The organism is Aquimarina celericrescens (genome assembly GCF_042682765.1).
GTDB lineage: Bacteria > Bacteroidota > Bacteroidia > Flavobacteriales > Flavobacteriaceae > Aquimarina > Aquimarina celericrescens.
Map to the genome: position 1 here is coordinate 215,931 of NZ_JBHUHY010000015.1, position 12,865 is coordinate 228,795.

Genomic DNA, 12,865 nt, shown 5'->3' on the forward strand with positions numbered 1-12,865 from the left:
AGAAACGGTATGGACATCAATAAAAGAAACCGGACAGAATTAAAACAATATTTTGAACAAGGAGATCAGCCTACAGAGCAGCAATTTTCAGAATTTATCGATGCTGGGATCAATCAGGCAGAAGATGGAATTGCGAAGATACAGGGAGCTCCTTTATCTATACAGGCCGAAGGAGATAGTGCAGGATCACAAGAAGTACTGGATTTATTTTCAAAATTTACCGATGATAATCCAAAATGGTCACTAAACCTGAATCCTACGGTGGATCCGCAAGAACCTGATAGCAATCAAGAAGGTTTAAATATAAAAGATGCTACAGGACAAAGCCGATTGTTTATCAAATCAGGAAAAGGGGATGTGGGTATAGGAACCATCGAGCCGACGTCCAAACTAACGATACAAGGCAAAAATGACACCTCCTTATTATCCGTAATTGATACTACGCAACAGCACGCTAAAGTTTTTGAAGTTACACAAAACCAAGGCAACGGAATAGTATCCTTAAGAAGCGGGGAAAATGAAGAAGTAGTTCGATTAAATGGTAAAAAAGATGCAACAAGCTTTTTATTAACCAGATTAGGGGTAGGTACGAATACCCCAAAAGCGGCATTGTCAATTTTGGGTACAGGAAAAGAATCAGATCCTGATGATGCACTACACATTACCAATAGGAGTATTTTATTTGGAGGTCCCAATGTCGGGAGATCAGAAGCGTCAGCAAAAATTATAGCTCACGATAGTAATACACTACGAATTATGGGAATGTCTTCGGATGAGAGTTCCTCAACCAGAAAAGTAGATATTTTTTCAGAAGGCGGGATGAGCGTAAAAGGGAATATGACCGCAAAAAACCGATTAGATGTTGATGGCATGTTAACTGCAAAAACGAATATGCAGGTGCAACAAAATTTGACAATAAACGGAAATATTACTGCGAAAAACCGATTAGATGTTGAAGGTCTGGTAAACGCAAAAACAGATATGGAAATTCAACAAAAGCTGACTGTAAAAGGAGCTATGACTGTAGAAAAGCGTATTAAAATCCCAATCGATCAGATAGTAGCGTTTTCTGTTTCGATTAAAGATAACAACCTGTCAGGCGTCAGGGAACCTGTGGTATTTGATCACGTGAACTATAATCACGGAAATCACTTTAATAATAATAGGTTCTTCATAGCACCTGTTAAGGGGTTTTACCAATTTACAATGACTATATCTCCACCCAATAATTCTTCTTCTAGTTCTTTCTGCGTTTGGCAGTTAAAGTTAAATGATACCGGCTTTGTAAATGAAAACGATGAAGATAATGCGCCTGCTGAAGTGGGAGAAATAGCAGTATTACGCGCAAGGTTCGCCACTCATTCTTGTTCAAGAACGGTAATAACTCAATTGAATGCAGGCGATAAAATACGTATAAGGCAAACAGGATCATCTAGCCCGGATAATTATGCATCAGGTTTTGAAGGGATTTTGTTACAGGCGCTAACATAAAACGATTTAAAAAGATAAAGAAATGGACATAAATAAAAGAAATCGAACAGAACTAAAACAGTTTTTTGAGCAAGGAGATCAACCTACCGAGGAGCAATTTGGAGAATTAATTGATGCAGGAATTAATCAGGCAGATGATGGGATCGCCAAAGTACAAGGAAATCCGTTAGCAATACAAGCAGAAGGAGAGAGTATCGGGACGCAAGAAGTATTAGATCTATTTACCAGCTTTAATGACGACAATCCCCAATGGTCGTTGAATCTGAACCCTAGAGTGGATATACAAGAACCCAGTAGTAGTCAATCCGGATTAAACATTAAAGACGCTACCGGACAAAGTCGGTTGTTTATCAAATCAGGACAAGGTAATGTAGGAATCGGTACACTGGATCCGGTGTCTAAACTAACGATCGAGGGTAAAAATAACCCTTCGTTATTATCGGTTATTGATACGAGTCAAGAACGTACCAAAATTCTAGAAGTTACTAAAAAAGAAGGAGTGGCTATAAAAGGAGGATTGCAAGTGGATGGAGATCTTACAGCCAATAACATTTCTGATAGTGCTGATCTTGGCAGTGAAGGTGCTAGTAATACTAAAATTGCTACACAAAAAGCAATAAAAACCTATATCGACACGCGTTTGCCCAAAGGATTGATCTCTATGTGGTCAGGAAAAGATATCCCTTCAGGATGGGCATTATGTAATGGTAAAGATAATACACCAGATCTATCAGGAAAATTTATTGTGGGATTTGATAAAGATACTACCGACTATAATGAGATAGGAAAATCAGGTGGGTTAGAACAGGTAAAATTAACAACCACACAAATACCATCTCACAATCATACTGGAAATACCTCACAAGATGGTGATCATTCACATAATATAAAACATCCGGCATCAGGAAATGATAGTGGTAATGCTCTTTCGACACTTACCATGGACGGAGAGACCCACGGCACATTTAATATTAATACCAAACCTGCAGGTAAACACAGACATACTTTTACAACGAACAAAATAGGTGGTGATCAACCACACGAAAACCGACCGCCCTACTACGTATTGGCATATATCATGAAACTTTAAAAATCAAAATTCATACCTGCATTAACACTACGATTAATACAAATTTTAAAATACACGTTTACGATGACAGATCCTATCACCATACCGAAAGAAATACCTCAAGATACCGCATTAAGTTATGACTTTCTCCGTAAGGAAGGAATCGAACTGATACAAAAAATGGCAGGAAATACCTGGACAGATCATAACATCCACGATCCTGGTATTACTATCCTGGAACAACTGTGTTACGCTATTACGGATTTGGCATATCGTATGGATTACGATATCAAAGATGTAGTAGGTAGTGATGATAGCAGCTCCTATAAGGATCTATATAGTGCCGCTACTATCTTAACGGTAAATCCAGTTACCTTATTAGATCTACGCAAAATCGTAATAGATGTAGAAGGAGTGAAAAATGCCTGGGTAGAGAAAGTATCACAAAACAATTCGATCAATACAGGAAATAACGGGCAAGATACCGTATCGCCCAAAGGATTATATCGTGTATTTATAGAAAGAGATGAATTGGTTCATATTACTGGATCCAATATTCTGGCAGAAGTAAAGTCCAGGTTGCAATCGTGTCGCGGAGTTTGCGAAGATTTTGAAGAAATACGAATGTTAGATGCGCAGCCTATCCGTCTTCAGGGAACCATCGAGATTACGCATACCGTAGATAATATGAATCAAATGGTCGCTAATATATTACATAGGGTGAATACACATTTTTCTCCTCGTATTTACTTTTACACCCTACAGCAATTCCTAGCACAAGGCAAAAGAACGGATGAAATTTTTGATGGGCCAAGGCTTAGACACGGTTTTATTGATGATGAAGAGTTATTACAACATAGCCGAAAAAAAGAAATCCAGACGTCTGATATTATTCGGGAGATTATGGATGAAACCGGAATTTTGGCCATTGATGAGCTTTCAGTTGCTACAGGTGCGAATACCATAAAAAGCTGGTTATTGCCATTAGATCTTAGCAAAACCCCTTCGCTGGATATCGATGGAACATTACAGCAACTTACTTTTATTTCGCAAGGTCTTACAGTAAACATTGATAAAGCACTAGTGAAAGCTTTATACAACCAGAAGCGAACAGAAGGATTACGAAGTATAGTACCATTAGAGAAACGTGACATTAGTATCCCGGAAACTTCAGACAGAAATATAGAAAACTATTATTCTATTCAAAATCAGTTTCCTGCTAACTATGGTATAGGAAATATGGGATTGCCGGATTCTGTATCCGAAACAAGAAAAGCACAAGGAAAACAGCTCACCTCTTATCTGGTGTTTTTTGAACAGCTTCTGGCCAACTATTTTTCGCAGACAGCTAATTTTAAAAAGCTAATGAGTTTTGATGGACAGGACACTAAAACGTATTTCAATCAGTCATTATTGGATACGATACCTGGATTAGAAGACGTATTAGTGAGCAAAGAAAATTATGAGAAGTATTTACAAGAAATTAATGTGGATACGACCGCAAGTTTACAACGAAAAAATAAATTTCTGAATCATTTATTGGCCAGATTTAGTGAACAGTTTACAGGGTATGGAATGCTACTTCAGAATGATGTTACCGATACTGAAAATGATGATGCATATGCGATATCAAAAAAATTAATACTAGACAAAGCTAAGTTTTTACAAGAATATCCATCGATAAGTGCAGCACGTGGCAATGCATATAATTACACACAATCGTTTTGGGATACTGCTAATATTTCAGGCTTAGAAAAGCGCATCGCTCTTAAATTAGGAATAAAAGATTATACCCGAAGAAATCTTGGAGAAGCTGATAAAGAAGGGTTTCATATGATAGAACATATCTTATTGCGTCCACGTACCGCATATCCGTTTCCGTTAGAAGGAAATTACAGCAAAAATGCAATCAGTAGCTTTGAAGCCATAGAGAATACAGAAAACACCCAATGCATTTCCAATGGACATGACCTGAAAAAAGGAGAGCAGATTCGGATTCAAGGAACCGAAAAGTATGACGGTGAGCATGCCATACTTTCTGTAAGCGAGGATGGTTTTGAGATAGCAATCCCTTTTGACGAGTCAGTAGCTGGCGCTACCTGGCAACGTGTATTTGATATTCGATATTATGTTAGAACGTCGAGTGTTTATGATTTTACAGAAGTAGCTAACGAAGCAGGACATACTTTTTGTAAGGCGGATGTTAAAAAGCTTCAAGTAGGAGATCAGGTAGAAATTACAGGAGCACAGCCGTATGATGGGATTCATGAAGTGGTAGCAGTGCATGAAGATGGTTTTGAAATACCTGTTCCCTTTGTAACGCAGGAACCAGAGACAATAGGTACAGGTCGATGGATGCAGGTTACGGCGCCCACCGATCCATATTCTTTTCAACTCACTTTTGTACTTCCTGCGTGGTTACAACGTTACCAGGATGCATCTTTTAAAAAGTTTGTAGAACATACGATACAAGAAGAAACTCCAGTACATCTTAGACCGAGTATTAAGTGGCTTCAGAAGGAAGAGATGCAGCATTTTGATCAGGCATTTCACACATTTCTATCACAAATCAATTAATCGTAAGACATCAAAGAAATGAGACCGCAACGGCATATTGTCAATACGCAAATTATAGAGGTACAGCTACCTAAAGAAGGAGACACTTTTGCCATGCAGCAAAAACTGAGTAAGCTCTATCAAGATCAGTTGGTGCCTGTTCTCGATGCTCAATTGAATGCGTATTGTGGTTACGATCAGGAAAAACACTACCAGATCGATCGTCTAACAATCGATCTGGGCAAAGTCAACCTAAAAGATATGTCGAAGCTATTTCATGAAAAATTAAAGGAGGTTTTATCCGAGATGGATGCAGGAAATGATTCAGATAGTAATAGAGGAGTAAAATTAAAAGAAGAAAGGCTACCTAAAAAAACACCGTTAAAAGCAGTATCCTATTATTTGCAAACCGGTAGATTACCTTGGTGGGCGGATCAACAGACAAAATCTTATGTGCTCGAGCAACTAGATCAATTGCTGGCACATCCGGATCCTACTTTCAAAAAATTGCTGTCCGAACTTACCGCAAAGAGTAGCTACATTGATCGATATACAAGCATATGTACTTCGACTCAACTAGCACAGTCATTACAGGTATTGGCGAACTATTCCGTAAAGGATGTATTAAAAATTAAAGAAGAACTGATAGCTGAAATCAATCGAAACCCACGGCGAAATATAGTAAAACACAATAAAGCTAAGATTACAAACACTTTTTGGGCAATTGCCTTTGATCAAGTGTCTATGGCAGAGAATTATAAAAGCTTGAAGGATCATTGTATTCAGAAAACTTTAGCAACACTAAATATTCATACAAAGAATACCAAGAGTACAGATAATGATGTATCTGTTATTCGAAAGTTAACCAGAGGATATAAAGAACAATACTCAGCAGATAGGAATTGGCAATACGTTTTTGAAAAGTTATCAGGAGTGGTTAATCACGTTACTTTTTATCAAGCAAGCAATGCTATTCATAAAGAGCTAAGGCAACTATTAGAAACATTAAAGGGGCTTGATAAAACGAAAAATCAAGCATACCTGAATCGTTTAGAAGTGATGTTGAAACAAATGCAATCAACTGGACGGCCAACAGTAATCGAAAAGCTACAATCACAATTTGAGGACACTGACTTTATATCGATAGAAAATGCTGGATTGCTATTATTATGGCCTTTTTTACCACGCTTTTTTGAGAACCTTGGATTGATGGAGGAGAAGACTTTTATAGACGAAAATGCAGAACATAAAGCGGTATGTGCACTACAGTATCTCTGCGATGCTGATGAGTCTGAGCTTTTCGAAGGAGTATTACCACTTAACAAAGTGTTATGTGACATTCCGTTAGAAGAACCCATAACCTTTGTAATGCTTTCCGAAGAGGAAAAAGAAATTGCCAATGGTTTACTACATGCCGTCATCAAACAAGGCCCTCATTGGAAGAATTTATCTTTAGAAGGATTAAGAGCCTCCTATCTGCGTAGACAAGGATCCCTAAGAATACAAGACAGCCATTGGCTGTTACAAGTACAAAAAGAAACCCATGATATCACCTTACAAAAACTTCCTTGGGGTTGTAGTACGATTAAACTCCCCTGGATGACACGACCGATGATGGTAGAATGGTTATAAAAAATAACAGATGATGATACAAACAGAAACGATAGCGCAAACAACGATGCTAAAACAAGTTTTACGACCTGAATTGCAACAAAATGCTGCGATATTAGAAGCAGAACTACTATGGCTTTATGAAGTGATAACAACGCGTATTGCGTTATATTTTGAACACGAAACCTCGTATACATCTATACGCGATATTCCTTTGCCGGATATTTCAGCGTACAATACACCGTATGCTTCTTTTGTAAAAAACAATGCGCTCAATTTTGAAGAAAGATTAGTGTTGATTTTAGCACTAGCACCTCATATAAAACCTGAGTTGTTAGATATTTTATCTAGCAAAAACAAGGACTATGATCGTCGATTTAGTGAGTTTGGAGGATTGTTTTTAGAAGGACATACGGGATTGATTCCCACGGCAGCAACCGCTATGTTTCTATTGGCTGGAGATCATTTAAGAAAACGATTGCAATATCATTATCTCTTTACCAATGATTTTATGATCATTCGCAGAGGAATTATAACCATAAACACCATTAAAAATAATACACCTTTATTAAGTAGTATCTGGATGGTTGCTCCAGAATATGTAGAGTTACTATTAAACGGAAAATCATATCAAGCAGCCTATAGCCCTGATTTTCCTGCGCAACAAATTCAGACTAAGCTATCGTGGGAGGATCTCATTGTCTCTAGATCCACAGCCCATAGTTTGCAGGAAATCAGGGATTGGGTTATGCATGGACAAGTAGTATTGCAAGACTTAGATCTAGGCAAACGATTAAAGCCAGGGTATAAAAGTCTGTTTTATGGGCCTCCGGGAACCGGTAAAAGTATGGCTGCAGCTTTGTTGGGAAAAAGTACAGGGAAACCAGTGTATCGTATAGATCTAAGTATGACCGTCTCTAAGTATATTGGTGAAACCGAAAAAAATCTGGCTAAGGTGTTTGATCAGGCAGAGCACCATGATTGGATCTTATTTTTTGATGAGGCCGATTCTCTTTTTGGGCAACGTACGCAGGTAAGTAGTGCCAATGATCGTTACGGAAATCAGGAAATTGGATATTTATTACAGCGGATTGAAGATTTCCCGGGCATAGTCATTTTAGCATCGAATCTAAAAGACAATATAGACGAAGCTTTTACCAGGCGTTTTCAATCTATGGTAGAGTTTACGATGCCAGGAGTAGAACAGCGGTATACACTCTGGGACCAATCTTTTTCTGATAAATTACCGTTAGATCCTGGTATAGATCTCTGGCAAATAGCAGAAAAATATGAATTATCAGGAGGATTGATGATGAATGTAGTGCGTAAATGTACGTTACAAGCTGTTGCGAATGCACAGCCTTCGATATCTAAACCATGTTTGGAAACTGCTATACAGCAGGAATTACAAAAAGAAGGTGTGATTTTAAGTTGATTGCATTTCGATAAGCTCAATGTGACGATATGAGCATAGTAAAATTTAGGACACAAACAAAAAACTATGAAAACACAAGTAGATAAAACTCTAGAGTCTCAGAGCTCGATTACCCCAAGGGTTTCTCAGGAACCTGGCAACGGAGGTACGGCTCAATTAAAGGATAACCGTACCTCTACTATCGATCAACGACAACTACAACAATCTATGGGTAGTAATGAAAAACCCATACAAAAAAAGAATAATACTGGCTTACCTGATAATCTAAAATCGGGAATAGAAAACCTATCCGGTTACAGTATGGACGATGTAAAAGTACATTACAACTCTAGCAAACCGGCACAACTACAAGCGCATGCCTATGCACAAGGCACCGATATTCATCTGGCACCCGGCCAAGAAAAACATTTACCCCACGAAGCCTGGCATGTGGTACAACAAAAGCAGGGACGGGTAAAACCAACCAGACAGCTAAAAAGTAAAGTGAATATCAATGATGATGTTGGGTTAGAAAGGGAAGCAGATGTAATGGGTGTTAAGGCGTTACAAAATAAGAATTGTCAAAAAAAAAGAACGACTAAGACAAAAATAAAAAAGAATTCATCAGTTGCCCAATGTATTGGTATAGGAGGAATAATGGATACTATGGGGGAAGGGAATCACACTTGGGCAGACGCAAAGAAATTTGTAAAAGACAATACCCCAAATAAAGTGTCAATAAAATCTTTCCATAATAATACTAATATAGGGGATGTGTCTTTTTTTTATTTCGAAAAGATAAGTGCAGGGGCTAATGGAGACATCTACATTGGTTCTTTTAACGGTAGAGACGTAATAGTGAAAGTGATCAGAGATAATAGTTTTGATGCTGAGAAGGACGCACTAGAGAAGATGGAAGAGTCTGTCATAAAGAGTAAAAACTGGATATCTGGGATCGGCTATAATGAAGAAAAAGAGATTATAGTTTTAGAGAAAGCAGACCACTCATTAAATAAGGAGTTACCAGATGAGTTAGTTGAAAGGATATCTTTGGTTAGAGGTTTATGGAATGGACTTTCGAAGTTGCATTTTAATAAGATTACTCATAATGATATTTCACAGAAAAATGTTTTAAGTAAAAATGGTGACGTAAAGATTACAGACTTTGGAGCCGCTGTTGTTGATCATCGAGATAATGTTTTTGAGACAGAATTCACTGAAGACGACTATAAATCATTTATTAAAACTGCGTACAATGTTTTATTAGGTAATACAGGAGATGCTCACTCAGATACAATAATAAATAATACAGGTATGAATGATTTGAGGCGTTCTTTGAGAGATTATTTATCAGTTGAAAAGTTAGAGGTACTAATGAAAATCTTAGAAAAGGTTCAACCAAATAAGAAAGACTGTATGGAGTTTGTTACTATACTAAACGGAGTACATAACTAAAAGTTATATACTCTTATCCGATGAGGCAGATTTGCAATCCTTGCTATAAATTTATTTACCTGTAGAATCCCTCGCTCCCGCTAGTTTGTAACTAGTGGCGTCAACAGTGAGAAGAAAAGGGTTCGAGTTCTAAATCCAATGGCATGGATTTGCAATCTCTGCAGTTTACACCCCCGATGGCGCGGATTTGCAATCCGTGCTAGATATACTTGACTTTTGGTTGAATAAAAACATAGTAAATATAATGAAAGCATCACAAGAAAATACCCAAGAACCACAACAAGAAGCCATACAACGTGTAGAACAAGAATCCAGTTCGGGAGGTGAAGCTACAATTGTAGACAATCGTTCTGTTATAGCGGTACAACGCAAGTTAAGATCAGCCATGGGAGGTTCTGGTTCTGAAGATAGTACAAATCTGATCCAGCGGAAAAACAACACAGGATTACCTGACAACCTAAAATCCGGTATCGAAAATTTATCTGGTTACAGTATGGATGACGTAAAAGTACATTATAACTCCAGTAAACCAGCTCAACTACAAGCACACGCCTACGCACAAGGTACCGATATCCATCTGGCGCCCGGACAGGAAAAACATTTGCCGCACGAAGCCTGGCATGTAGTACAGCAAAAACAAGGACGGGTGAAGCCTACTAAACAGCTAAAAAGTAAAGTAAATATAAACGATGATGCAGGGTTAGAGAAAGAAGCAGATGTGATGGGTGCTAAATCGATTCAAGCTAGTGGTTCACCAAGCGGTAAGACTTTTGGTGAGCGGGTATCTGGAGCTGAAACACAAAACACGTCAGTAATTCAAACCAAACTTGTCGATGAAAATGATGGCTATAAAATAATAACTATAACAGATTTATATGATAAATTTGAAAAAGGATCGCGCTACTATAAATTACTTAGAGCCAAAGACAAAGAGATTACGCACAGAGTCAACCGTTTTAGCATCCCAAAATTGGAAAGAACGATCCAAAAACTTAAAAATGAAAACAAACGAAGAGGCATCGATATAAATGTTCGTAAAGCAAACAATGAGCGACTGCGTGAACTCGAAAAAACTTTAAAGAAAGCGAGAGCCAAAGAATATCCAAAAGAATACTATAATCCACTGCGCGAGGCCCTAAAATCAGACAATCCAATGTTCTTCACCATTAAAGATGTGAAAGATTACCTTGATGGTCAAAAGGTACCAGGCCTTTCGAGATTATCTGCGAATGATATTAAAGGTGCTAATGATGTGGTCACGCCGGTCGGTGAGCCTATAGATGCATTGAGAAGAATGAAGAAAAACCGTGAAAAATACGCTGCAAAATCTGCGGGTACGGATGCACGAGGTAATGTCCCAGTAAGGCCTGATAACGCAGATGTCAGGCTATTGGCAGAGACTTTCAAAAACACAACGTTTTTCTATGGCACAACAGGCGAAATGCAAAACAATGTATACAGATTCGGGAACTTTTTTGCACAAGTTAAAGCTGCCAAGACGAAGCGTTTGGGTCCTAACGTAGGTTCTTATTCCGCGGGTATGAGGAACGCAGGATTCCTCAGAGCACAGGCAAACGCCGCAGATAATGGTGAGAGTGCTCAGATGATGGATATGTATTACGGAGGGCAAGAATTTGAAACCTGGCATATGATGGCGAACCCGATCATTGGCGAATATATACACAAGATGATGGGCTATGCAGGAGACTATGACCATACAGAGAGCATGGATACCACCTTCCGCAAGAATTACCCACTCGGTGGAGGTAACTGGGAAAATCAGGGTTGGTCGGCAAATTCTAGACCGAGAAACTTTCTACTCGACGGCAAAAAAGACCATCCGGATGAGAATTTTTTCAAATATCTTTATCTCGAAGGATGGGATCCCGATATCAGTGCCACAATGGAGATTTCTCGTATCATCCGTGAAGGGGTACAGAAATTTGGCGGTACCATCGTCTTTGAGGGCAGTGAAGTGACCAATCAATCTCACTTTGTAGCTGCCAAATTTGGTGATCGCCGTGATACCAATATGGAAGCATCGGCATTGCTCCCAGAGTTTGCAGCCCAACCGGGTAAGTCACGAGTAGGTTATGGGGCTGGAGAACTGGTTTTTCATTGGCTTGGTGAGGAAAAGACGCCTACTAGGAAATTGTTTCTGAAACACTGGGCTTATAAGGCTAATTATACAAATGCAGTTGAAGATACAGGATTGCGTGTTTCGTACTACGAAAGAGCAAGGCCGGACACTAAGCTGACAGATACTCCCGTCAATTGGTTCTGGAACTTTCCTCCCATTTAGTCGTTAACGCCATAAAGATTAGGAATAAGCCTGGAAACAGAATAAATAATAAAATATTAATCCTTTCTCTCCGAAGTTTACAACTTCGGGGCTTTATAAACTATAGATTTTAAAAAAGTAAAAACTCAGACCTGTCAGATTTCCGAAGTCCTACAGGTCTTGATGCCAAAAATGTCGCAATTTTCCCTCTATTTACCGGTTTTTTGATAACTGTTAAGTGTATTGCTGTACTACATTTGAAGTAACATAAATCAGTACACTATGCAGGATAAAACAACATTGTATTCACTAAGAAAAACAATTGGAATTTTAGGATTAGCACTACCCATACTACTTTTAGTAACCCATCAGGATTTACTCTCTAGTATGAGCCATTATTATTATACAGCAGGAGGCGTATTTTTTATTTTAATACTGTCGGCTTTTGGCTTGATCTTACTAAACTATAGAGGATATCCAAAACAAGAAGGTGAGTCGTTTAGCGATCGTTTGATCACTACGGTAGCGGGAATATGTATTTTGGTTACCGTGCTGATTCCTACCAAATCAGAAAACCCTTTAGGAACCTTATTTTTTACAGACTATCCGTATTTATTTGGTCACGAATCTAACGGATTCCTGGGAGCTATTCACTTATTAAGTGCAGCTTCATTTTTCTTTCTGTTGGGATATATGAGTTTTTACAAATTTGTTTTAAATCACGATGCATCAGCCTCCAAGAATAGATTATTTCGCAGGAGTGGTATAATCGTTTGGGCTTCTGTGGGGGCTCTTATTATAATTTTTGCGATCGAGAAAATACTAAAAATAAACATGGATGAGGTGTTTCCTGCCTATACCTTTTGGTTAGAGTGGGTAGCGGTATATGCCTTTGCAGTAGCCTGGTTAGTAAAAGGGAAAATTCATAAAGATTTTGAAAAAATGATCAAAACCTTTCAAACAGAAAAAAGTTTGAAGAAGCATTAGG

At 38.3% G+C, this 12,865-nt stretch carries 8 protein-coding genes; all 8 read left to right on the forward strand.

The genetic code is table 11. The features are described from left to right. Nucleotides 1–9: 9 nt before the first annotated feature. The gene (locus tag ACFSJT_RS13925; RefSeq protein WP_378320901.1) at nucleotides 10–1,491 is read left to right on the forward strand and encodes a C1q-like domain-containing protein; all 1,482 of its coding nucleotides are present in this window, start codon (nucleotides 10–12) and stop codon (nucleotides 1,489–1,491) included. A gap of 22 nt (nucleotides 1,492–1,513) precedes the next feature. After that, a complete protein-coding gene (locus tag ACFSJT_RS13930) occupies nucleotides 1,514–2,581 on the forward strand; it encodes a phage baseplate protein (RefSeq protein ID WP_378320902.1) in 1,068 nt (355 codons plus the stop codon). 63 nt (nucleotides 2,582–2,644) lie between these two features. Continuing rightward, the gene (locus tag ACFSJT_RS13935) at nucleotides 2,645–5,137 is read left to right on the forward strand and encodes a hypothetical protein (protein ID WP_378320903.1); all 2,493 of its coding nucleotides are present in this window, start codon (nucleotides 2,645–2,647) and stop codon (nucleotides 5,135–5,137) included. Between the two features lie 18 nt (nucleotides 5,138–5,155). Then, the gene (locus ACFSJT_RS13940) at nucleotides 5,156–6,748 is read left to right on the forward strand and encodes a contractile injection system tape measure protein (protein WP_378320904.1); all 1,593 of its coding nucleotides are present in this window, start codon (nucleotides 5,156–5,158) and stop codon (nucleotides 6,746–6,748) included. A gap of 10 nt (nucleotides 6,749–6,758) precedes the next feature. Beyond that, nucleotides 6,759–8,162 carry an ATP-binding protein gene (locus tag ACFSJT_RS13945; RefSeq protein ID WP_378320905.1) on the forward strand — a complete coding sequence of 468 codons (1,404 nt, stop codon included), beginning with the start codon at nucleotides 6,759–6,761 and terminating at the stop codon, nucleotides 8,160–8,162. Between the two features lie 66 nt (nucleotides 8,163–8,228). Further along, nucleotides 8,229–9,596, forward strand: a complete 1,368-nt coding sequence (locus ACFSJT_RS13950) for an eCIS core domain-containing protein (protein WP_378320906.1) — start codon at nucleotides 8,229–8,231, stop codon at nucleotides 9,594–9,596. Nucleotides 9,597–9,840: 244 nt separating this feature from the next. Next, nucleotides 9,841–11,898 carry an eCIS core domain-containing protein gene (locus ACFSJT_RS13955; protein ID WP_378320907.1) on the forward strand — a complete coding sequence of 686 codons (2,058 nt, stop codon included), beginning with the start codon at nucleotides 9,841–9,843 and terminating at the stop codon, nucleotides 11,896–11,898. 261 nt (nucleotides 11,899–12,159) lie between these two features. Continuing rightward, a complete protein-coding gene (locus ACFSJT_RS13960) occupies nucleotides 12,160–12,864 on the forward strand; it encodes a hypothetical protein (RefSeq protein ID WP_378320908.1) in 705 nt (234 codons plus the stop codon). Nucleotide 12,865 lies beyond the last annotated feature (1 nt).

Coding starts and splice junctions, on each gene's coding strand:
- ACFSJT_RS13925 (WP_378320901.1), top strand. CDS start 10: ATGGACATCAATAAAAGAAACCGGACAGAATTAAAACAATATTTTGAA.
- ACFSJT_RS13930 (WP_378320902.1), top strand. CDS start 1,514: ATGGACATAAATAAAAGAAATCGAACAGAACTAAAACAGTTTTTTGAG.
- ACFSJT_RS13935 (WP_378320903.1), top strand. CDS start 2,645: ATGACAGATCCTATCACCATACCGAAAGAAATACCTCAAGATACCGCA.
- ACFSJT_RS13940 (WP_378320904.1), top strand. CDS start 5,156: ATGAGACCGCAACGGCATATTGTCAATACGCAAATTATAGAGGTACAG.
- ACFSJT_RS13945 (WP_378320905.1), top strand. CDS start 6,759: ATGATGATACAAACAGAAACGATAGCGCAAACAACGATGCTAAAACAA.
- ACFSJT_RS13950 (WP_378320906.1), top strand. CDS start 8,229: ATGAAAACACAAGTAGATAAAACTCTAGAGTCTCAGAGCTCGATTACC.
- ACFSJT_RS13955 (WP_378320907.1), top strand. CDS start 9,841: ATGAAAGCATCACAAGAAAATACCCAAGAACCACAACAAGAAGCCATA.
- ACFSJT_RS13960 (WP_378320908.1), top strand. CDS start 12,160: ATGCAGGATAAAACAACATTGTATTCACTAAGAAAAACAATTGGAATT.